Origin of the sequence: Marinilactibacillus psychrotolerans, assembly GCF_900101525.1 — a bacterium.
Classification (GTDB): domain Bacteria; phylum Bacillota; class Bacilli; order Lactobacillales; family Carnobacteriaceae_A; genus Marinilactibacillus; species Marinilactibacillus psychrotolerans.
Genome location: NZ_FMZD01000021.1, coordinates 16,455 through 39,924, shown reverse-complemented (window position 1 = coordinate 39,924; position 23,470 = coordinate 16,455). Strand labels below are relative to the sequence as shown.

The 23,470-nt window shown below is 35.0% G+C and carries 22 protein-coding genes; 14 read left to right on the top strand and 8 right to left on the bottom strand.

Annotated features, from left to right (window positions below; translation table 11 throughout):
* Positions 1-366, bottom strand: a 366-nt coding sequence (locus BLT22_RS12455; RefSeq protein WP_218127273.1) for a hypothetical protein, incomplete at its 3' end; no start/stop codon positions are given.
* 548 nt (positions 367-914) lie between these two features.
* The gene (locus BLT22_RS12390; RefSeq protein WP_220727614.1) at positions 915-1,208 is read right to left on the bottom strand and encodes a DUF3221 domain-containing protein; all 294 of its coding nucleotides are present in this window, start codon (positions 1,206-1,208) and stop codon (positions 915-917) included.
* 82 nt (positions 1,209-1,290) lie between these two features.
* On the opposite strand from BLT22_RS12390, the gene BLT22_RS12385 reads away from it, so the two are divergent.
* A complete protein-coding gene (locus tag BLT22_RS12385) occupies positions 1,291-1,518 on the top strand; it encodes a hypothetical protein (protein WP_176935457.1) in 228 nt (75 codons plus the stop codon).
* Between the two features lie 69 nt (positions 1,519-1,587).
* Here BLT22_RS12385 and BLT22_RS10220 read toward each other — a convergent pair whose 3' ends face one another.
* Positions 1,588-2,400, bottom strand: coding sequence for a MurR/RpiR family transcriptional regulator (locus BLT22_RS10220; RefSeq protein ID WP_091763033.1), 813 nt, complete (start codon positions 2,398-2,400; stop codon positions 1,588-1,590).
* A gap of 164 nt (positions 2,401-2,564) precedes the next feature.
* Here BLT22_RS10220 and BLT22_RS10215 point away from each other — a divergent pair, with 164 nt between their 5' ends.
* The 7 genes from BLT22_RS10215 to BLT22_RS10185 all read left to right on the top strand — a co-directional run bounded on the left by BLT22_RS10215 (position 2,565) and on the right by BLT22_RS10185 (position 12,594).
* Entirely contained in the window at positions 2,565-4,439 is a 1,875-nt protein-coding gene (locus BLT22_RS10215; RefSeq protein WP_091763031.1) for a beta-glucoside-specific PTS transporter subunit IIABC, read from the top strand.
* A 2-nt stretch (positions 4,440-4,441) separates the two neighbouring features.
* Entirely contained in the window at positions 4,442-5,875 is a 1,434-nt protein-coding gene (locus tag BLT22_RS10210; protein ID WP_091763029.1) for a family 1 glycosylhydrolase, read from the top strand.
* Between the two features lie 26 nt (positions 5,876-5,901).
* On the top strand, positions 5,902-7,371 hold the full coding sequence (locus tag BLT22_RS10205) for a glycoside hydrolase family 1 protein (RefSeq protein WP_176935455.1): 1,470 nt from the start codon (positions 5,902-5,904) through the stop codon (positions 7,369-7,371).
* A 218-nt stretch (positions 7,372-7,589) separates the two neighbouring features.
* Positions 7,590-8,390, top strand: a complete 801-nt coding sequence (locus BLT22_RS10200; protein ID WP_091763025.1) for an SDR family NAD(P)-dependent oxidoreductase — start codon at positions 7,590-7,592, stop codon at positions 8,388-8,390.
* 169 nt (positions 8,391-8,559) lie between these two features.
* On the top strand, positions 8,560-8,787 hold the full coding sequence (locus tag BLT22_RS10195; protein WP_091763023.1) for a hypothetical protein: 228 nt from the start codon (positions 8,560-8,562) through the stop codon (positions 8,785-8,787).
* A gap of 484 nt (positions 8,788-9,271) precedes the next feature.
* Positions 9,272-11,284, top strand: a complete 2,013-nt coding sequence (locus BLT22_RS10190) for a methyl-accepting chemotaxis protein (protein WP_091763021.1) — start codon at positions 9,272-9,274, stop codon at positions 11,282-11,284.
* 476 nt (positions 11,285-11,760) lie between these two features.
* A complete protein-coding gene (locus tag BLT22_RS10185) occupies positions 11,761-12,594 on the top strand; it encodes a glycosyltransferase family 8 protein (RefSeq protein WP_091763019.1) in 834 nt (277 codons plus the stop codon).
* Positions 12,595-12,714: 120 nt separating this feature from the next.
* Here the strand turns inward: BLT22_RS10185 and BLT22_RS10180 are convergent, their stop codons facing one another.
* From BLT22_RS10180 to BLT22_RS10160, 5 genes are all read right to left on the bottom strand, one after another.
* Positions 12,715-13,509 carry a MetQ/NlpA family ABC transporter substrate-binding protein gene (locus BLT22_RS10180; protein ID WP_091763017.1) on the bottom strand — a complete coding sequence of 265 codons (795 nt, stop codon included), beginning with the start codon at positions 13,507-13,509 and terminating at the stop codon, positions 12,715-12,717.
* A 37-nt stretch (positions 13,510-13,546) separates the two neighbouring features.
* Positions 13,547-14,236 carry a methionine ABC transporter permease gene (locus BLT22_RS10175; protein WP_091763015.1) on the bottom strand — a complete coding sequence of 230 codons (690 nt, stop codon included), beginning with the start codon at positions 14,234-14,236 and terminating at the stop codon, positions 13,547-13,549.
* Positions 14,237-14,266: 30 nt separating this feature from the next.
* Positions 14,267-15,352, bottom strand: coding sequence for a methionine ABC transporter ATP-binding protein (locus BLT22_RS10170; protein ID WP_091763013.1), 1,086 nt, complete (start codon positions 15,350-15,352; stop codon positions 14,267-14,269).
* Between the two features lie 954 nt (positions 15,353-16,306).
* Positions 16,307-17,728, bottom strand: coding sequence for an aspartate ammonia-lyase (locus BLT22_RS10165; protein ID WP_091763011.1), 1,422 nt, complete (start codon positions 17,726-17,728; stop codon positions 16,307-16,309).
* 351 nt (positions 17,729-18,079) lie between these two features.
* Positions 18,080-18,526, bottom strand: a complete 447-nt coding sequence (locus BLT22_RS10160; RefSeq protein ID WP_091763010.1) for a hypothetical protein — start codon at positions 18,524-18,526, stop codon at positions 18,080-18,082.
* A 132-nt stretch (positions 18,527-18,658) separates the two neighbouring features.
* On the opposite strand from BLT22_RS10160, the gene BLT22_RS10155 reads away from it, so the two are divergent.
* The 6 genes from BLT22_RS10155 (at position 18,659) to BLT22_RS10130 (ending at position 23,278) form a co-directional block, all read left to right on the top strand.
* A complete protein-coding gene (locus BLT22_RS10155; protein ID WP_091763007.1) occupies positions 18,659-19,381 on the top strand; it encodes a YjjG family noncanonical pyrimidine nucleotidase in 723 nt (240 codons plus the stop codon).
* A gap of 72 nt (positions 19,382-19,453) precedes the next feature.
* The gene (locus BLT22_RS10150; RefSeq protein ID WP_091763005.1) at positions 19,454-19,720 is read left to right on the top strand and encodes a hypothetical protein; all 267 of its coding nucleotides are present in this window, start codon (positions 19,454-19,456) and stop codon (positions 19,718-19,720) included.
* Positions 19,721-19,786: 66 nt separating this feature from the next.
* On the top strand, positions 19,787-19,996 hold the full coding sequence (locus BLT22_RS10145) for a hypothetical protein (RefSeq protein ID WP_091763003.1): 210 nt from the start codon (positions 19,787-19,789) through the stop codon (positions 19,994-19,996).
* 120 nt (positions 19,997-20,116) lie between these two features.
* Positions 20,117-20,326, top strand: coding sequence for a helix-turn-helix transcriptional regulator (locus BLT22_RS10140; protein ID WP_091763001.1), 210 nt, complete (start codon positions 20,117-20,119; stop codon positions 20,324-20,326).
* A complete protein-coding gene (locus BLT22_RS10135) occupies positions 20,323-20,748 on the top strand; it encodes a hypothetical protein (RefSeq protein ID WP_091762999.1) in 426 nt (141 codons plus the stop codon). Before BLT22_RS10140 ends, BLT22_RS10135 begins: the two co-directional genes overlap by 4 nt.
* A 517-nt stretch (positions 20,749-21,265) precedes the next feature.
* A complete protein-coding gene (locus BLT22_RS10130) occupies positions 21,266-23,278 on the top strand; it encodes a methyl-accepting chemotaxis protein (RefSeq protein WP_091762997.1) in 2,013 nt (670 codons plus the stop codon).
* Positions 23,279-23,470: the final 192 nt, after the last annotated feature.

Sequence of the window (23,470 nt, the reverse complement as noted above, 5' to 3'; positions counted from 1 at the left end):
TAGTTTCACTGAATTAATTTTGTTATTTATCAGTGATTGCTTCATGTTCGTAATTAACTCGGTAGGCTCGTGATTAATAACCTTCAATTCTTTGTATAGTTTATAATAAAAAAAAACTAAAGAAATTATTGAGATAATTAAGAATATTTTCCCAAAGATATTATAAAATTTATAGAAAGAAAGAAAGAAAGAAAGAAAGAAAGAAAGAAAGAAAGAAAGAAAGAAAGAAAGAAAGAAAGAAAGAACAGAAAAACCAAAAGTGATAAAAATAGCTATTATTAAACCTCTTTGTCTTATACTACTACCATATCGCTCTTTATAATTCGCTTTTATAATTTCTTTTACTATATAATATGTTTCACTCAAGAATAGTCTCCTTAGATATTTTTAAATGTAGGTATATGGAATTATTAAAATTAAAATTTATTATTTTTTTAATTCAAAATTAAATTCGTCCTTCTTTTTAATGGCAAGACGAAAATTGTATTCTCAAAAGATCATCTCCGGCAACATCTCTAATTCCCATTTTTTGAAAACCTGTAGATAGATATAGTGGATAAACGATTTGATTTTAGAGGTTATTGATAGAATAAAAGCTATTGCTTGACCGAGGTGTTTTGATTTTACTAATTCAATTATTTGCTAGAGAGTCTGTTTTCCATAACCAAGACGCTAATATTTTTAAGCTATCATTCTACGAGACAAATAAAAAGTATCTTCTTGCTATTTAAAAATGGGCTACTGATTCTATTATTTGTCAAGAATATCATGAGAGTATTCGGTATCATCAAATAAGGTTTTCAAGACAATGGACCAAGTGTTTTGATCCTCGCTGTAGGATACTGTTTTTACAGCTAGAGGGTGATCTTCTGGTGAATATTGGGATAAGACTTTACTTATTACTTCAGGTTCACTTAAATAGCCCCTTCAGGTTGTTCACTAGAGATGATATTTAAAGATCTAATCTCTTCCTGAGCAGGGTAAGATTCCAGAACAATACCATCGTACCAGACTTCTACTAAATCACCCGTCTCAACATTTTCAGGGGTATTATTTGCACTGACTGCGTCGTAGAATTCCTTGCTGCCATCTGTAGAACTGTAATCTACAGCCACATTACTAACGATTAACAAAGAGCTATCATTTTTATGTATTACATAACCGGTAAGATCGGGTTCGCTGAGCTTAATTTGAGCGCATCCAGTCATTATAATGATAAAAAAATGAACAAAAAACCAAATGACAGTTGGTGATAGAGTATTTCTGATATCAGAGGAGTTAGCGAAAAGGTTGCGAGCACGGACTATACTGGTTGTTGGGATAACATTATTATTGTCACTTACATATAATTTTTTTATGGAAAGATACGATATTCCTATTTCAGAATTAAAACCTAGTAGGGACATTTTTTCTGAAGCTTTAGGTTATACTATTATTTTTATGATTGTATTGGTTATAGTTATTGCTGCAATATTATTACTTGCAATACCTAAAAATGTACAAGACCATATTATTTAGGAACTATATTAAGTACACAACTATTACGAAGTTTATAGACAAAATAAAAGAGTAAAAGCTACCCAGCTTTTACTCTTTTATTTGTTTAGTTGAAAAGTAACGGTATCTTAAAGCAATCATATCTGTGATGATCTGATACATAAAGTGGTGGGTCTGCATATTTGTTTCGTGATGGAATAAAATACAGTAATCAATATTTTCGTTTTCCATCATTTCTGGATTAGACGTGATCAATACAATCTTTGCATTAGATTTTTCAAAAATCTTTTGCCTGGCAGAGAGGTGTTTTAATTGGTGTTTTTTAACGTAATCTCCAGAGTTGGAAAAAATAATGATTAATTTGTCGGCTGTAGCTGTTTCAATAATTCGCTCTTGTTCTGTATCTTCTTGACGAGTAACAATGAATTTTTGTAGGTAAGCCAGTTTGTACTGTAAATCAACAGCTGCCGTCTCAGAGAACAGTAAGCCAAATGCATAAACTTGATCGTATCTCACGAGATCTTTTGCTAAGTGATCAATCGTTTCTAAATCGAGATTCTCTTTAAAATAATTGATGTCTTTAGTGATAGCATTAAAATAAGGTGCTATACCTTCACCGTCAATTGTACCAAGTATATTTGTTAGGTAATTCAAACTAAAGTGAAAACGATTTTCAATAAAGGGGGCACTTTCTTTGAGATGGTAATAATCATCAAAACCGATGGTACGGGCAAATTTTGAAATCGTAGATTTAGATACGCTGCATAGATCGGCAATTTCTTTTATAGAAGAACAACTGATTTTTGTATAGTGTAATACTAAAGTTAGTGCAATGTGATAGTTGGTGGAGTCTGGATCTTCTGTGTTTAGTATGGTAATTAAACGATGAATGAGTAGGCCCATAATTTTTCCTCCTAACAATATTATGTATTTAATTATACGATACTTATAAAATAAAGCGGTTTCCATTTTGCGAACTTTTACTAATTTCTGTGGTTTCTACACTATACTATAACATATCAAGATGATGGCCATCGAAAAATTGAAAAGAAAAAGGAGAAAAGATTATGGCTAAGAAAGATTATACGGCTCCTGCAGAAAAAATTGTGAACGCTGTTGGTGGAGAAAGTAATATTATTAATTTATATCACTGTGTCACAAGATTAAGATTTAAGTTGAAGGATACTTCCAAAACAGACAAAGCAACATTAGATGCTATGCCTGAAGTATTATCTGTAGTACAAGCAAATGGACAGTATCAGGTTGTTATTGGTAACGAGGTTGAAAATATGTTTGAGGCTGTTATGAAAAATCATTCTATTGAAAATGCACTTGAATCAGACCCTAAAGAAGAAAATAGAGACCAAGGAGAAAAAGGGAATCCAATTATTCGTTTCTTCAATGTCATTTCATCTATTTTCAATCCAATCATTATTGCACTTGCTGGAGCCGGAATGTTAAAAGCTTTGTTAGTTCTTTGTACCTCTTATCTTGGTATGAGTCAAGAGAGTAGTACGTATAGTATTCTTGCAGCTGCTGGAAATAGTGTCTTTTATTTTCTTCCAATCTTTTTAGCATTCAGTGCTGCGAGAGTATTTAAAGCCAATCCATATATTTCTGTAGCGATTGTAGGCGCATTACTAGAGCCTAATTTTACGGGTCTAGTCACTGAGACGGGAGCAGTGGTCGATTTTGTGGGAATTCCTACTTATCTCATGTCATACACATCAACGGTTATTCCAGCAATTATATCTGTTTATATGTATTCATTACTTGAAAAACAATTAAAGAAATTTATTCCTAAAAATATTGAAATTTTCGCCTTATCATTGGTAGCGCTTTTGATTATGGTTCCGCTAACGGTCATTGTGATTGGTCCAATAGGTGTATTCTTAGGTGACGGAATAGGAAGCTTAATCAATTTTGCTAGTGCAAGAAGTGGCCTACTAGCTGGAGCTATTCTTGGAGCAGGTTGGACTTTCTTAGTTATGACAGGTGTACATTGGGGAGTTGTCCCAATCATGTTAAACAATATCGCTTTGTACGGAGAAGATCCCATTCGGCCTATGGTAGCAGCAGCAACGTTTGCAAGTGCGGGGGTAGCTTTAGGTGTATTTATGAGAAGTAAAAATAAAGATACTAAAGCCTTAGCAATTTCTTCTATGATGCCAGCTTTACTTGGAGGCATTACAGAACCAATCGTTTATGGATTATCCGTTAAGTTCAAGCGTCCCCTGATTGCGCAGACAATCGTAGGCGGTATTGCCGGAGCATTTATAGGGGCAATGGGAACAACGGCTAGTGTCTACGTTTTTCCTGCCATTACAACGTTTCCAGCGTTTGCCGGACCAACATTTATCTACTATCTGATCGGAATCACAGGAGCCTTTGTTGGGTCAGCGATATTAACCTATATACTAGGATTCAAAGAAGATACGGATAGAGAACCAGCAACTGAAAAGACAAGCAAACAGGCGGATGATCATTCAATCTCAGCACCTGTCTCTGGAAAAGTGATACCTATTAGCGAAGTGAATGATCCAGTCTTTTCCCAAAAAGCAATGGGAGATGGTGTAGGGATTATACCAGATAATGGAACGGTTAAAGCACCAGCAGATGGTGTAATTGAAACGGTCTTTCCTACTGGACATGCCATTGGTATCAAGACAACGGGTGGTTATGAGTGTCTGATCCACATTGGTATTGAAACAGTTGCCTTAAACGGCGAAGGTTTCGAAGTAAAAGTAAAACAAGGAGATAAAGTGAAAAAAGGTCAGATCTTAGTTGAATTCGATTTAGACTTAATTAAGCAAAAAGGATATGATCCAACAGTAATGGTCTGTATTACGAATATGGATCAAGTAAAAGAAATTAATTTAATGACACCAATTACAGCAACTAATCAGGATGTCATTATTGATTTAGTAGGAAAAGGAGTGTAAGTGTGTCTGTATTTCCAAAAAATTTCTTATGGGGAGGAGCCATTGCTGCGAATCAAGCAGAGGGTGGTTACCGAGAAGGTGGAAAAGGATTAAGTGTGACAGATATTCTTCCTGTCGGGCCCAATCGATTTAATGATTTAACTCTAGAAGTAAAAGAAGGTGTCTTTTATCCTAGTCATGAAGCAATTGATTTTTACCATACCTACAAAGAAGACATTCAGCTTTTAGCTGGTATGGGTCTACAGTGTTTTCGAACGTCTATTGCATGGACGAGAATTTTTCCTAATGGAGACGAGTCAGAGCCAAACGAGGAAGGTCTAGCATTCTATGAAGAAATGTTTAAAACATTAAGAGAATACGGAATGGAACCTGTCATTACGCTCTCACATTTTGAAACACCTTTACATTTAGTAAAAGAGTATGGAGGATGGAAAAATCGAAAACTGATTCAATTTTTTGAAAACTATTGTCGGACTGTTTTCGAAAGATATAAGGGGCTGGTTCGCTATTGGATGACTTTTAATGAAATCAATCATGCACACACGTTACCTCTGTTTGGAGCAGGAATACACGTAACAGAGAAAACAGAGCAACCATTACAAGTGATTTATCAGGCTAGTCATAATATGTTCGTAGCTAGTGCCAAAGCGGTGCTGATTGGACATGAAATAGATAAAGATAATCAGATTGGCTGTATGCTTTCTTTGAGTCCAATCTACCCGGCTACTTGTAACCCGGAAGATGTTTTTGAAGCGAATGAATTACGTAGAAGATCTTTGTTCTATAGTGATGTTCACCTTAGAGGAGAATATCCAGCCTACTTTGAACGAATAAAAAAAGAGAATAATATAGAATTAGATACCGAACCTGAGGATTTTGAATTCATCAAGCAAGGGACTTGTGACTATCTGGGCTTCAGCTTTTACAGAAGTTCTTTGCATGAAGCAGGAATGAAAATTCTTGGCAATACTGGTGGAATATTAGGAAAGAAAAATCCTTATTTGAAAGAAACAAATTGGGGATGGCCAATTGATCCACTCGCACTTAGATATGTTTGTAATGAATTGACTGATCGTTACCAAAAACCATTGTTCATCGTAGAAAATGGTATTGGTGTGATTGATGAAATTAAAGAAGATGGTTCGATTGAAGATACGGAAAGAATGATGTACTTGAAAGATCATGTTGAAATGATGAAAGAAGCGATTAAAGATGGTTGTATAATCCTTGGTTATACGTGGTGGGGACCAATCGATATCGTTTCAGCTGGAACTGGAGAAATGGAAAAAAGATATGGGTTCGTCTATGTAGATAAAAATAATGATGGATCAGGAACAAGAGAACGTCGCAAGAAAAAAAGCTATGACTACTATAAACAGATTATTGAAACAAATGGTAAGAATTTAGACTATATTCATTTAACTAAAAAAGAATAAAAGTTACAGAAGGAGCGAAAAAAATCATGAAGAGTTACTTTCCAAAAAAATTTTTATGGGGAGGCGCATTAGCAGCAAATCAAGCAGAAGGTGCTTGGAATATTGATGGAAAAGGGATGTCCGTAGCCGATGTAGCAAAGTTCAAGCCAAATATTTCAAAAGAAGATTATGTTAGTCAGTGGCACGTCAGCTCTGAAGATGTGAAAGAGGCGATGGAAACGGATGATACGATTTATCATCCGAAAAGACGTGGGAACGACTTCTATCATCGTTACAAAGAAGATCTTGCTTTATTTAAAGAAATGGGATTCAAAACGTTACGCATCTCAATAGGATGGACAAGAATCTTTCCAAACGGAATTGAAGAAAAGCCAAATCAAAAGGGACTAGATTTCTACAGAAACGTTCTAGAAGAAATGAATCGACTGGATATCGAACCATTAGTGACGCTGTCTCACTACGAAATGCCACTCTATCTAGTCAATGAATACGATGGTTGGGTAGGACGCGAAGTGGTAGATAGCTTTGTTCATTTCTCTAAAATTGTCGTAGATGAATATAAAGACCTAGTAAAATATTGGTTGACGTTCAATGAAATTGATAGTGTATTCCGTCATCCATTTACAACAGTTGGAGTGCTGGAAGATAAATATGACAATAAACAAAAAGCAGAAGAAGCAATCTATCAAGCACTTCATCATCAATTTGTTGCGAGTTCACTGATCACAGAATATATCCATATAGTTCAACCAAATGGTCAAGTAGGTGCTATGTTAACGAAGCGAATGACATATCCTGAAACCTGTAATCCTGAAGATGTGTTGCTGGCTCAAAAAGAAAACAGAGAAAATTCGTTTTATGCTGACGTTCAAGTCTTCGGTGAGTATCCTACATTTATAAAAAATGAGTGGGAAGAAAAAGGCTTTAACATTACTTTCGCTGAAGGTGACGAGGAAATCATAAAAAATCATACGGTAGATTTCTTATCATTCAGCTACTATATGTCTATGGTTGCTTCTGTCCACGCAGATGAGCGTGAAAAAGTTGGCGGGAATTTAACGACTGGTGTTAAGAATCCTTACTTGGAGACATCAGATTGGGGCTGGCAAATTGACCCAAGAGGGCTTCGAATATCATTAGTAGATTTATATGATCGTTACCGTATTCCGTTATTTATTGTTGAAAATGGAATTGGTGCAAAAGATACTGTCGAAGAAGATGGTTCAATACAAGATGACTACCGAATCGGCTACTTCCAATCTCACTTTAAAGCGATGAACGAAGCGATTAAAGATGGGGTAGAGATCATGGGGTACACATCTTGGGGATGTACAGACTTTATTAGTGCCTCAACGAGTCAAATGGAAAAACGATATGGATTTATTTACGTAGATATTGATGACTACGGTAAAGGAACGTACGATAGAATCAAGAAAAAATCGTTCTACTGGTATAAAGATGTAATTGGTACAAACGGAGCATCGTTGTATCAATAATAGTGTCAATTACTCAAAAAACATAGGAGAGGTTCGGTCTTAGAGCGAACCTCTCCTTTTTTCGCTTTGAGTAAAATTGGTACCTGACGGGAAGAATTGTTTAAGTGATTTGAACGATTGAATACATAGGATGATACATAATATTAGATAATAGACTTGTTTTATGCCACAATTTAAGTATAAATGATTACTAAATCAAACACTGTAGGAGGAAGATTATGTCTATTTTTTCATCTGATGTTTTTAAAGGGCAGCATGCGTTAGTTACAGGAGCGACCGGAGGGATTGGTAGTGAGACTGCGAAAGTACTTGCTGCTATGGGTGCGAATGTCACGATTACAGGTAGAAAAGAAGATGTCCTAAACGAACTGAAAGAAGAAATTGAAAGTAAGACGCCGAATGCAAAAGTTATGCGGTATGTTGCGGACTTGACCGATACATCTGATAGAGAAAATTTAGTGCAAGCGGCAGAAGAAAAATTTGGATCAGTTTCCTTATTAGTGAACTCAGCGGGTATGACTGGCGGAGGGATTCTAGAAGAGTTGACACAAGAAGAGTTGGAGCGCGTAATGTACTTAAACCACACCGTTCCGATTCTTTTGACTCAAAGAATCTATAAAACGATGAAAAAAGATAAAAAAGGATCCATCGTGAATGTTTCTTCTCTTTCTGGCATAAGAGGAACCTATGGCGGAACGGCGTATACGGGATCAAAATTTGCACTTAATGGATTCACCCAGTCATTTGCACTGGAAGCGATTGAACATAATGTAAGGGTCAATGGTGTCTGCCCAGGATATGTAGATACGGAAATGGGCAGAAACGGTATCCGTTCTAAAGGCGAACGAGAAGGTCATAGCTTTGAAGAACAGTTTAAAATCGAAAGCGAAAAACTACCCACTGGACGTATTACAAATGCAGAGGAAGTTGCGAACACCATTGCTTATCTATTATCTGATGCAGCTGAAAACATCATAGGAGAAAATATCATCCTATCAGGCGGATCAGTTATGCGTTAAGATAGAGAGACTTTTGCCAGCTTAAAAATCTATTATTAAATTTGAATAAGTAATAAACAAAAGAGCAGATAGTTATTCTGCTCTTTTTCTAACTGTTTTTGACTAGAGGGGAACCATCTTCTTTAATTAGTATATAATCTAATGTATATAAAAATTTGGAGGAATGAAAATGAAGAATATAGAAACTACGTTGTTTTATAAGGATAATTTTCCAGAAGAGTATGTCATTACTAATGAAGAAGCTGTTGCGTTAATAGACTATATTAAAGAAGGTGCCACGGAATTTAAGATTGATGGAGATACCTATGAGAATAAGGATCTTAGTTCGATAAGTTTTTCAGATATTAACTATAAAAGTGAAATGCAATCTATTGCTATCCAATTCTCAAATGAATAAATACCTGCATATATCGAAGGAAAACGAAAAGGAATATAGCGGTGAGGAGTTTATTGCTTTTCTTTAGTTGGTAGTGGGGCAGTCGCAAGAGGGATTTTTACATTTTCAAACGTTATCATGAAATTTTTTTGAAATTCCTTTTTTTCTTAACGTTTTTATAGCAAAGGTTGAATCAACATTTTCATTAGCGGTTTTTATTTTTCCACAACACTCCCTTCAAGCTTGGATATTTTAGAGCCTTGTTCGATTACTTGAGAGGTTTACTGCTTTTTTTTGTTTGAATATATTGGTAGTCAATTAATCTAGAAAATCTGGGAATTATTAGTAGTTAAACTGATTCTCTAAGCTATTTTGTATGTTAGATTAATTTGTGACAGAAAAAAGCATGTGAAAATGATAATTTGTTTAGATAACTCATCATAACTTAATCACCTTCTTCTCTCTTCCGATAGTGAATTTATAGATAGGAAAAGGAGAGGGTAAGATGAAAATGTCTATCAAAACAAAAATATTGAGCTTTATTCCGATCATGATTATTGTTGTGTTAGTTATTTCAGGACTGAGCTATATATTCGCTAAAAATGAAATCGAGGAAGAGATTGAGAGTCGTCTTGCTCGACAAGCGGGAGAAACAGCAGGAGATATGGAGACACTGCTGGCAGAACACCAACGAATTGGGGAAGCGTTGGCTGAAGTTGCAGGTCAAAAAGGAACGACATTTAATGAAGAAGATTATCAGTCTTTACAAGAGCGTTTAATAGGTATGAATGATGCAACGTTTGGTATTGGTGTCTGGTTTGAGCCGTACGCTTATGACGAGGATACCGAATTTTTTGGTCCATATAGTTTTAGAGATGGGGAAGAGATTGCCTATACAGACGAGTATGCCAATGCCGATTACAATTATCCTTCACAGGAATGGTATACAGCTGGCGTTGAAGCACAAGGCGCAACTTGGACTGCACCTTATTATGATGAAGCACTTGATACGGTACTGGTTACAACAGGGACACCTTTTTATACAGAAGAAGGAACGCTATTGGGGGCAGTCTCTAGTGATATGAATGCTGAAGCAATTTTGGCATTAGCGCAGAACATAGAAGTTGGTAAAAATGGTTGGGCTTTTCTAATGGATGAAAATGGGACATTGCTTGCTCACCGTGATGCTGAAACGATTGAAGACGATCCTGTATTACAGGAAATCAGTGGGGAATTTGAAGATAGTGGCACAGAACGTGTTGCATACGCTGATGGAGATGCAGTCGTGTCTTATACTACACTAGCTCAAAATGGCTGGAAGTTAGGACTCGTGTTGCCAGAATCAGAGGTTTATGCTGGTGTAAATGCACTACTAAGAAATGTAGTTTTAATTGCGGTCGTTTTGATTATTCTAACGACAGTAGCAATGTATGTACTGGCTTCAAAAATTACAAAACCGATTCGTGCGTTAAACGAAGAAGTGAAGCATGTTGCGGAAGGCGATTTATCAAGACAGTTAACTGTGACTTCTAAAGATGAAACGGGTGAGTTAACTACTAGTTTTAACTTGATGGTAACAAACCTTCAGAATTTGATTGCTTCAGTAAGAGAATCTGTTCACACTTCTTCAGATGCTGTATCTCAATTGAGTGCTATATCAGAAGAAACAATGGCTTCCAGCGAACAAATTAGTCGCGCAATTCAAGATGTAGCAGAAGGAACAACAAACGCAGCAGCAGCTGCAGAGGAGTCCTCTAACAAAACGACTGTACTATCTGAGAAATTATCTGCCTTAACGGTTATTTCAGATTCGTTGCATCAACAATCTGAAAAAGTAGATGAAACGAATCAGAAAGGTAGCGAGAAGACAAGTGTGCTCCAAGTGAAAGCTGAGCAGACGGATGAAATGATTGGTCATGTTGAAGAGGTTGTGCAAGATCTTTCGGAACAAATGACTGAAGTTGCCTCAGTAGTGGGTACAATTGCAGCGATTTCTGAAAAGACCAATTTACTTGCATTAAATGCTTCAATAGAAGCAGCACAGGCGGGAGAGCACGGACGTGGTTTTGCGGTTGTAGCTGAAGAAGTGCGAAAGTTGGCTGAACAGACTGCCGAAGCTACTAGAGATATTCGTGATTCTATGAAAGATATTCAGACAAAAACGATAGCTGTTACAGGTGAAATGGCTAATGCAAGAAAACTATCCATTGAACAATTTGAAATAACAGAAGAAACGGTAGCATCATTTGGGGAGATTGCTAAAAGCAATACGACCATGAGTAAACTTGTATCAGATATGACAAGTCATATTAAGGATATCGAAGTAAACAAAGAGAAAGTAGTATCAGCTATTGCAGAAATTGCAGTGGTGATGGAGGAAAGTGCCGCTGCTTCAGAAGAAGTGAGTGCATCTGCTACAGAACAATTGACAGCATTAGAGATGGTAACAACATCTGCAGAAGATCTGCAAGTTTCAAGTGAAAAGCTAGTGCAACAAATTGAGCAATTTAAATCGTAAAAGACTCAAAAAAAATAAGATGAGTAATTCTATTTGTAAAGTGAAAAAGATAACTGATGTCCCAACTTTAGCAATTGTGAAAGGTTATTGTGAGCGATGCTTTTATGCTAATAGTTGAAAAACAAATTGTTAAAACAAAAAGTGCGATACATTAAAACAATAAAAAAGGAAGTTTGACTGAGAATAAATTAGTCAAACTTCCTTTTTATTTTTAGCTTCTTTTTGTATACTTAGGACAATAAACGGAAAAAGGTAACGGCAAATGATAGATTACGTAGTACTAGTTAAAGGTTAATAGATTTTAAAAAGTTAAGAGCAGAATTGGATAGAGAAACAAAAGATAAATTAAATTAGCTAACTAATCATTTATACTTAAATTTAAAAAGTGCAAAAAAATAGCTATACCAGCATGTCAAATTAGGAATTACATAAAATCAGATTGAAATTCAGCTCAGTATAGGAAGAGGTTCTTAAACTTGAAAGATAAAATAGATATTCTTGTCACATTAGATGAAAGTTACTTAGACCCATTAAAAGTAATGTTAACCTCATTACACCAAAATAATAGGCAAACAGATTTTAGAATTTGGCTAATCCATGAAAGAATTTCTTCAGAAAAACTGCGATCATTGCAGACTTTATTAAAATTTTACGAAATGGAATTGAAGGTTATTAAAGTCCCTCAGGATTTATTTTCTGATGCGCCTACAGCAGAACGTTACCCAAAAGAAATGTATTACAGACTTGCTTGTGGAAACTTATTACCAGAGAGTGTAAAAAGAGTCATTTATTTAGATCCTGACACTTTAATTATTAATTCCATTAAGGAGCTGTGGGAAGTGGATCTGGAGGGGAATATACTAGCTGCGGCTACGCATTCTGGGTTGACTAATATTACTAAGGGAATCAACAATATTCGTTTGGGTACAAATCGTGGGTATTTTAATTCAGGAATTATGGTAATAGATGTAGAACAAGCAAGAAGTAAAGTTCAAATAGAAGATATTTACGATACAATAAGAAAATATAGTGATTATTTACTGCTTCCAGATCAAGATGTAATGAATTACCTTTATGGAGAATTTACAAAAGAAATTCCCGAAGAAATATGGAACTATGATACCAGGCAAAGCAGTGCCTATTTTACCAGAAGTTTTGGGGCTCATAACACTCATTGGGTAGCAGGAAATACGGTTATTTTACATTATTGTGGTAAACCTAAACCATGGAATGAAAAAAGTAATAACCGCTTTACTTTACTCTACCTTCATTATCAACAACTATTAAAAAGATACGAAGAAAATATATAATGTATTTTCTCTAATCTAAAGAGTGGCTGACTAATAGGGTGCAACTCTACCTTATTTAAGTTGCTTTAAATAAAAGAACACTTAGACAGTATATCTAAGTGTTCTTAATCATGATCATTATTACCAAACAGGAATAGAAGAATTTTGAGTTGTTTCTGCGATAATTTCTTTTACTTCGTCTGTCTGATAGGCATCAATGATTTTTTGATAAGTTTCGTTTTCTGTTTCATCAGAGCGTGTAACAATTGCATTGATATAAGGTTCAGTATTTCCTTCAGCTGATTCTAGGAAAATAGCGTCTTCTGATGGGATATATCCAGCATCAACGGCCATTCCGACGTTGATTACGGCAGCTGTTGTATCACTCAATGAACGTGCCGTCTGATTACTGGCAATAGCCACAATGTCCAAGTTCAATGGATTATTTGTAATATCTTCAATAAGAGGATAGTTACCTTTTTCTGGATCGACTTCGATCAAACCCGCAGATTGAAGCAGGATTAGTGCACGGCCTTCATTTGATGCATCATTTGGGATAGTAATCGTATCGCCTTCTTGAATGTCCGTTATCTCTTCTACTTGTTCAGAATATACTCCTAAAGGATTTAATGTAGTATCTGCTATTGGCGTTAGGTCGTTTCCAGTATCTTCATTGAAAGAATCTAAAAAAATGACAGTCTGGAATGCATTTAAATCTAAGTCGCCTTCAGCCAATGCTGTATTAGGAGTTTGGTAATCTGAGAACGTAACAATTTCTAAATCGATTCCTTCTTCTGCAACTACTTCTTTTACATGTTCCCAAGGTTCATTATTTTCTCCAACAACCCCTAAACGAACGGTTTCACCATCATTCCCACAAGCCGCCAATACAATCGTAAGTAGTAAACTAAATAATACTAAAAATTTCTTTTTCATCCTAAAGTCCTCATTTCTTTATTTTAATTTTTTGTATCTAATGGGTGGTACTTTTAATTAATATACGTCCGATCCACTGAGTAATAAAAACGATGATCATAATTAAGAGAGTGGAGATAATGGTAACATCCATTTGGAACCGATTATACCCTCTAGCAATAGCGAGATCTCCTAAGCCGCCGCCTCCAATTACGCCTGCCATTGTTGTCAATCCAATAAGATTGATGATGGAAACCGCAGATACACGGACAAGAGAAGGAAGTCCTTCTTTTAAATAAACGCCAAATATAATTTCAAGAGGAGAGGAGCCCATTGATTGTGCAGCTTCTACAATACCCGGATCCACTTCCAGCAAAGCATTTTCAACTTGACGAGAGTAGAAAGGAATAATGCCTACAATGATCGGAACGATTGCAGCTGTTGTCCCGATTGTTGTTCCGACAACAAGTCTTGTAAATGGTGCGATTAGGGCTAGTAAGATAATAAAAGGGACCGATCGGAAAGTATTGATTAACCGTTCTAAGTGATTGTAAAAACGGATATTCTCTTTTATTCCTCTTTTATTTGTTATGACTAAAATAACCCCGATAATCACTCCTATAATCCCGGCAACTAGTGCAGACACGAGAATCATATAGATAGTTTCCCAAGTACTTTCTAGAACGCGCACTCTAATTTCCCAGACGTTGGGTGCAATATTTTTAATAAAATCAGTTAATTCATTCATATCATTACTCCTTCTCTTGTAAGTCTGCTATTAAATAACCTGTTTTCTATTTAGAGGAACTACTTTTGCTTTCTCATCTATATGAATGTGTTCCAGCTGTTGGACGGTTACAGATTGTGACTCTAAAAAATGAATCGCTTGTTGTTGCTGAGAAGTGGTTCCATTTAAGACAACAATCAGATTTCCAATCGGTGTATCGTGTAGGATTTCTATATTTCCATAAAGAATGTTTGTTGAAACGGCAAATTTAGAATATAGACTGGATATTAGTGGTTCATTTGTGCTTTCTCCAACAAAAGATAGCCGAGCAATAGTATCTTCTCTATTCAAATTGAGTAGCGATGGATGTTTAGCCAGTTTTTCTAAAGCTTGATCAATATGAGTAGCTGTATTGATAAATTCTTGTGTCAAAGGATTCTGTGGATCTGTAAAGATTGAAACGACATCACCTTGTTCAACGACTGAGCCTTCTTCCATAACCGCTACTTTGTTGCAGACCTCTTTAATGACTTCCATTTCGTGAGTAATGATAACGATGGTTAAGTTAAGTTTCTCATTTAAATCTTTTAGTAATTCCAAAATAGAAAGAGTGGTTTTAGGGTCTAAAGCACTGGTTGCTTCATCACAAAGCAATACTTCCGGATCATTTGCCAATGATCTAGCAATCCCAACGCGTTGTTTCTGCCCACCAGAAAGTTGAGAAGGATAGACGTCGTGCTTATCTGCTAATCCTACAAGTTCTAAAAGCTCTGCTACTTTTTCATTTTTTTGTTTATCGGACAAAGGACTTGAACGTAAAGCATAATGAACGTTTCCGGAAACTGTTCGAGCATTCATTAAGTTGAAATGCTGAAAGATCATTCCGATTTTTTTTCGTTCTTGGCGTAGCTTTTCAGGACTTAAATCTAACAATTGTTTTCCACTTACACGAACGCTGCCATTGGTAGGACGCTGCAGTAGATTGATTGTTCTAACTAGGGTACTTTTTCCTGCGCCAGAATAACCGACAATCCCAAATATGTCTCCTTTATTAATTTGTATAGAGACATCTTGTACTGCATATATTTCTTTACTTTTAGTTTTGAATTGAACATCGATATTTTTTAATTCTATCAATTGTTTTTCCTCCTTATCTTCTTTGCAGCTGATACGTTAGACAATAAAAAACGCCCTTTGATAAACCAGCATCATGCTATTCAAATAGCACGATACTGGTTTATCAAAGGACGAACGTTGTCGTGTTACCACCTTTGTTTATAAGATTCTCACGAATCTTACCTCACTAAGTACAAAAGATTTATACTCGTGCAAGATAACGGGTGCAACCGTGATAGCCTGATCTTAATAGACTTGGTATCCCACTATGCCCACTGATTGAAAATTCTCCAATAGGGAAGAGACCATATTCAATGTCTTTGAGTAAACCTGCTTTCAGCGATTACAGGCTCTCTGTACTTACTCTAGTGTCATTTACTCATCTCTATAGCGTTTAAATATAGTTTTGTGTATAAAAAAAGTCCTTGAAAGAAATCCGCTTCTTGCGAATCTCCTTCAAGGACGAAATAGTCAAATTCGTGTTACCACCTTGTTTTACAATGGAATTGCTTCTCATTGCCTCAAACAGTACGACACACTAAATGTGTTTGATACTGTGACACTGTAACGGGTGTAACCGTAATGAACTTGTTCCTAAAAACTCATTCATTCTACGTTAACTCAAAAAGATAGAATAACTTTCTGAGTTTTAAAAAAGACCATTTTCCAGATTTTTCACCTTACCCTTTTTCACCAGACAGGGCTCTCTACAAAGATTTCCAAAATGTACTTATCTTTTACGTGTTTTTATTTAATATTTCTTGTTGGTCATTACTATAGCAAGAGAAGTAATAGACTGTCAACAAAAATTTTGATTATTTTTAGATTAGTTTACATTATAGTTAGTTATTATAGAGGTTTAAAAGATTCAATTTCTGAATATTATTGATAATAGATTAGTAAAAAAACTGTCCCATTTAAGCATTAGCCAAATCCGATTTTTAAGTATGATTAGATTTTGGTATAGTTCGATTTTTAAGTTAAAATTGATTGTGATAAATTAATTGAAGGCATCTTTCCTTCAGCAATATTTTTTAAATCTAAAATTTCATCAATTTTTTCTTTGTTTAACCAATTTTTTTCTAAAAGAATGGTTCGGATAGATAGTCCTGTTTTTAGAGATTCTTTTGCGATTTCACTTGCTCTTTTATAGCCGATAAATGGACAAAGGGCAGTAGCGATTCCAGTACTTTTTTCTACTTGTTCAAGGCAATGTTCTTCATTAACAGTAATGCCAGCGATACAGTTATCTGCCAGTGTTAAGGTAGCGTTGGTTAAAAGTTCAATGGAACTAAATAAATTACGAAAGATAATCGGTTCAAAAGGATTTAGTTCTAATTGACCGGCTTCAGCTGCCATAGTAATGGTAACGTCATTACCAATAACTTGAAAAGCGACTTGTGAAACAACTTCTGGAATAACGGGATTAACTTTACCAGGCATAATGGAGGAGCCATTTTGTTTATCTGGCAAGTTAATCTCACCGAATCCTGTCTTTGGCCCACTTGATAGTAACCTTAGATCGTTACTCATTTTTGAAAGGATCACTGCAACGGTTTTTACAGCACCGGATACCTGGACAAAGCTATCTACATTTTGAGTAGCATCGTACAAGTCACTGGCTTGTTTTAAAGGTAAATTTAATTCTTGAGCCAAATTTTGAACGATTGCTTTAGAATATCCCTGAGAAGTATTGATTCCGTTACCAATTGCTGTAGCCCCGATATTGAGTGTGTGCATTTCATCCGTTGCTTTTATTAAATGATAAATACCCCTAGAAATAGCAGATTGATAAGCGTGGAAAGAATGCCCTAATGTTGTTGGAACGGCATCCTGTAGTTGAGTTCTCCCCATCTTAATTACATCTGAAAACTCTTCAGCCTTTTGATCTAACAAGTTTTCTAAATAGGAAAGATTTGTAATTAGATTAGGCATAAGTTCTAAAATAGTTAGTTTGCCAGCAGTAGGAAAAACGTCATTTGTTGATTGTGAACAGTTGACGTGGTCATTGGGATGGACAAGATCATAAGTATCTTTTGTTCCTCCAAGTATTTCACTGGCACGGTGGGATAAGACTTCATTCATATTCATGTTTGCAGAAGTTCCAGCCCCACCTTGGATAGCATCTACGATAAATTCTGCATGGAATTTACCTGCAATGATTTCATCGCTGGCCTTACAAATTGCTTCAGCAATATCAGCAGATATATTTTGCTCCTGATAGTTTGTTATTGCAGCTGCTTTCTTTATTACAGCAAGATTCTTTATAAAGGATAGATGCAGTTTTTCGCCAGAGATTGGAAAGTTATGTTTCGCTCGTAATGTCTGTACACCATAATACGCATTGCTAGGAATAGGTAAAGTACCAATTGAATCAGATTCTATTCGTGGATGCATTTATTTTACACTCCTTAGTCTCTTATGGATAAAATCATAAATGAAATTACAGCTATGAAGATACCATGCTTTGGATAGAGAGTAAACAGAGTAAATAACCAACAAAAAAAGCAATTGGTATAGTTATGTTTAAGAGTATAAAATAATTTATTTTCAAGGAAAACTTAATATTATTAAGCGATTAAAAAATCTGCTGTCGTATAATATTGCTAACTCTGACTATTTATTTGTTAATTAGAATAAAAAGCGAAATAAAAACAATGTAGAATAGTCTACATTGTTGGAAAGGATTAAAACCACAGTTGTTTGTTGACCTAGCATGCAATAAAACAGACCGATGAGATACGGTTATTATAATATACTCACGTGCGAAATAGAAATAGTCATTGAATCATCAGATTTTTTACCAGATTCTATAACACGCCATGCTGACTTGACCAATGCTTTGATTTCTTTTAGCTGCTTATGATCAACTGTTAAATTTTCTAATTTTTGATCATATAGAATATAATCTTTTTCTTCTACAAATCCATATTTGATGTTAAGAAGATTTTTCAATCCTCCGATTGTTAAATAACTAATAGTATATTGATTTTTTTTAATCGCATCTTCAAACAAATCTTCTTTATCTTTTACAGAAGAGTTTAATTCTGAATAGTCAAAAGAATCATCAAAATACATATATTTATCTAATTTTCTTTCTTTCATTGTATGAAGGAAATCTTCTTTTTGAATGCCCTTTGAAAAAAGTGTTTCCATCATATAAGCATCCATTAAAGTGATAGTAGGGGTAGTCATATAGCAAGCTCCTTATTAAAAACTGTTTTCTACAACTGAGTATATCATTTATTCATAAACTGAGATAGGTTATAGACTAATGAATAAATTTCGTTACAATAGAATGATAGAGAATTTAATGGAGGATTTAAGATGAGTTATAAAAATTATTTAATTTTCGATTTAGATGATACGATTCTGGATTTTAAAAAAGGCGAACAAGAAGGATTGAATAAAATTTTTAAGAAACATATGGTGCCGGAGGTTCGTTTTGACCAATGGCTGCCAATTTTTCAAAGAGTAAATGGTAGAATCTGGAGCCGAATTGAAGAGGGTGCGTCAGCTAAAGAGTTGTTAGAAACTCGTTTTTCAAAAACTTATCAAGAATTTGGAATTGAAAAAGATGGTAGACTCCTCGAATCGGAATACCGAAGTTACCTTGATCAGAATTTCTTTGTGCTAAAGGGTGCCAAAGAAATGTTGGAACAGTTGAAAAAGCAAAATTTTCAAGTCGTAGCTGGAACAAATGGTAAATCGTCTACTCAAAGAAGCCGATTAAAAGGGACCGGCTTAGAGCCGTTTTTCGAAGATGTTGTTATTTCAGAGGAAATTGGCTATGCTAAACCACATCAGAAGTTTTTTGAGATTCTGATGGATAGAAATAAAGGAATGAAAACACAAAATACACTAATGATTGGAGATTCTTTGCGTTCTGATATACAAGGAGCAATAAATTCTGGAATTAGAAATATCTGGTTTAATCCTTTTAAAAACGAAAATGCCACAGAAATAATCCCCGATTTCGAAGTAGCTACTTTTGAAGAATTGCAACAGATCATTGAGTTGAATAGTGGGATTAAACAGAATAGTAAATAATTGATAATCAAATAATTCGATCTATTATAAAAAAATCGAAGATTAATCTATTTATAGAAAAGAGGTATAAGGATGGAGTTTAATTTCATCTCTATCGTACTGTCATTTATTGTGCTTTACTTGCTTAGCGCACTAACCAAACTAGAGCAACAAGTAAAAAAATTAAACTATACTGTAAGTCAACTTGCAGCTCAGTCAACGATAACAAATGATTCATTAAATAATGAATTAAGACAATTGTTGAAAGCAGATAAAAATGTAACAGCAGTGAAACGAGTTCGAGAATCTCTAGGTCTTTCGCTAATAGAAGCTAATATATATAGACACACTAAAAGCTGAAAAAAATTAAAGAAACGATCAAGAAATTACTTATAACAGATTTTTATTTTAAGGGGTGTTTAAGTAATGGGATTTTGGAAAAAGTTAAAAGAAAAAATTTGGGATAGCAGTAATAATCCAATATTGATTTTCTTTGTTTTTCTTTATTTTGCGAATAGAGGGTCTGTATTTGCAACCTTTATTTTAAATACAGTTATGCTGCTGGGAGGGTTGATTCTTTTATTTGCCTTTTACCAAATATCAAAAGCCATTTATTATACATTTCTGAAAAAATAGATAAGAAGCAGAAAACTTACAAAGAGTTTCTGCTTTTTCTATGTAAAGGTACCTTTACATAGATGGATAATTAAGTTAGAATAAATGTAAAGATATCTTTACGTATTATAGGAGGCAAATATGCCAGTTATTAATCATATTCGGGAAATTCGGTTAGAGAAAGGAATTACTCAAGTAAAGATGGCGGAAGATCTTCAGATTACAAGACAAACGATCACCGCAATTGAAAAACATAAATACAATCCCAGCTTAGAATTAGCGTTGAAATTATTAAACTATTTTGATGTTCCAATAGAAGAATTATTTGAATTAAGGAGTGAAAGAAAGTGAACAAAGAAAAGAAAAAAGAGTATTTGACTCTAGTAATCATACAGATATTCTTTTCGATTTGCATGGTAATAGGTGTATGGATAGCGAAACCCATAATTGAATCTGAGCAAGGAGATTTTTGGACGATATTTTTTTCAGCGGTAACAGGTATTGTTCTTTTTAGTGTAGGATTTCTATATTTAAGATGGTATAAGTTGAAAAAGAGAAAGCATAATGTACCCGAGAACGATGAAAGAACCTTCAACAATATAATAAATGCAATGGCTTGGTCAGCATTTTTGTTTTTATTGATTTGCAGTATAAGTGTGTTCGCTTTAAGCTTCTCTGGTATCCAGCAGATAGAAGTTGGGTGGTTGTACGTGTATCTATCAGGAATGTGGGGACTGCTGCTATTGCAAATGATTATAGGAAAATTACGATAAAAATGGTGATCTACGAAAGTAAAACAATAGATAGCTTTTCTATGAATTTTAGGATGATTAAAGAGTAATGATTTAAATAAGTGATGTGGATTCTTGTGATTGATTTCCAACTTTTCAACGATAAAAAAGCGATAAAGACTCAATAGATCCTTTTATTGATTCCTTATGGCTTTTTTAACGTGAGGTTCATAATACATTTTTTTTACAGAAATACTTCTGCGGGCTGGTTTGTTTTTGCAGTAATGCAGGAATCAATATTTATAAAGTGAATTCAACTATTTGTTCAAATAAAGAAACGAAAGGGATACCTTGATGGTAATTAAATCTAAATATTGGAATACTAGAAAATTAGTTAACTTTCTATTCTCTAGAAAGCCATAATAAAATAAGGTTATTTGTGTCAAAGGAATGTAAAAAAATATGTATTTTTTTCAGAGTCAAGCATAAAAGCTTAATTCCCGCCCTCATATATATGATAAATAAAGAGTAGAGGCGTAAATATTAGGGGGGAAAGGTCATGAAACTTTCAATACGAACAAAGATATTAAGTTTTATTCCAGTTATGATCATTTTGGTAGTCTTGATTAGTGGAATAAGCTACAGTATTGCTAAAGATGAAATAGAAACAGAAATTGAGGAACGTCTTGCTCGTCAGGCTGGAGAGACTGCCGGAAAGATGGAAAAAGAATTCTCAGAACATCGTCGTATAGGAGAGACGTTGGCAGAATTTATTGGAGAAGAAGGTAAAGAAATTGATCGTGAAGGCTACATTGCTTTACAAGAACGATTAGTTAACTCAAATGAAGCAACTTTTGGAATTGGTGTCTGGTATGAACCTTTTGCATATGATGAAAACATTGAGTATTTTGGCCCATTCAGTTCAAAACAAGAGAACGGTGTTGTTTTTACGGATGAATATGAAACGTCAGAATACGATTATCCTACACAAGACTGGTATGTGAAAGGAATAGAAAATGGGGTCACTACTTGGATCCCTACGTATTACAGCGAGACATTGGAAAGAACACTTTTGACGATTAATACACCATTTTATGCAGCAGATGGTACATTTCAAGGTGTTGTGACAAGTGAGATGGATGTAGAAAAAATTCAAGAAATGGCAGAGAACCTTGAAGTTGGGAAAAAAGGATGGGCATTTTTGATGGATGAAAATGGTAAATTCCTTGCACATCCAAGTGCAGCTTCAATAGACGAAGATCCTGTTTTACAAAAAATTGCTGATACTTTTGAAAGCAATGGAACAGAACGTGTAGCTTTTCCTGAAGGAAAAGCGGTAGTTTCGCATACTACACTTGAACAAAATGGTTGGACAATAGGATTAGTACTTCCAGAGTCTGAAGTTTATGCTGGGGTTAATGCCTTGCTTAGAAACGTAGTTATAGTAGCTGGAGTATTAGTGCTGTTAACTACTATTGCCATGTACATTCTGGCTTCTAAAATTACGAAACCGATTCGTAAGCTGAATGAAGAAGTCAAGTATGTTGCAGAAGGAGATTTATCTCGACAACTTTCTGTAATCTCAAAAGATGAGACAGGTGAGCTGACTGCAAACTTTAATGTCATGGTTACAAATTTACGAGAACTTGTTGATTCTGTTCGTCAGTCAGTCCATACTTCATCGGACGCAATATCGCAATTAAGTGCTGTATCGGAAGAGACAATGGCATCTAGTGAACAAATTAATCGAGCAATTGAAGATGTTGCAGAAGGAACGACAACTGCTGCTGCATCTGCAGAAGATTCTTCTCAGAAAACAACAGATCTTTCAGAAAAATTAACTGCACTATCGGTTATTTCAAAATCACTAAACCAACAGTCTCAAAAAGTAGATGAGACAAATAAAAATGGTAGTGAACAAACTAGCGTTCTTCAAGACAAAGCACAACAAACAGATGGAATGATTGGTCGTGTAGAAGATGTTGTACAAGAATTATCTGAACGAATGGTTGAGATCTCTTCAGTTGTTAGTACAATCGCATCTATCTCAGAACAGACTAACTTGTTAGCTTTAAATGCTTCTATTGAAGCAGCTCGAGCAGGTGAACACGGAAAAGGGTTTGCAGTAGTTGCAGAAGAAGTTCGTAAACTCGCAGAAGAAACTGCTAGTGCAACTCAAAATATTCGTGGGTCTATGGAAGACATTCAAAGTAAAGCAGTGAATGCGTCTTCCGAAATGGCTAGTGCAAGAAAGCTTTCAGCGGAGCAATATGAAATTACTGGAAAAACTGTATCTTCTTTCGATGAGATTGCCACACGTAATCAAGAAATGAGCGCCTTGGTTTCTCAAATGACTGAGCATATCAAAGGAATTGAGAAAAATAAAGAAAAGGTTGTTTCTGCAATTGCAGAAATCGCGGTCGTAATGGAAGAAAGTGCGGCTGCGTCAGAAGAAGTAAGTGCTTCAGCAAATGAACAGCTGACTGCACTCGAAACAATTACAGCATCTGCAGAAGACTTACAGGTATCAAGTGAAAAACTTGTTCAGCAAATTGAACGATTCAAATCGTAGAAATGTAGATAGTTAGATAAGCAAAAAGCCGATCAAGTATATAGCTTGATCGGCTTTTTGTGTAACATTTGAAAGATTAATCATGCAACAGGGAGCTATAAAAGGTCTCCTGACCTCATAAAAGACTAATGAAAATAATTTGATTCAACCAAGTTCTAATATAATCAAAAAACTAATCTTATAGAATCAATT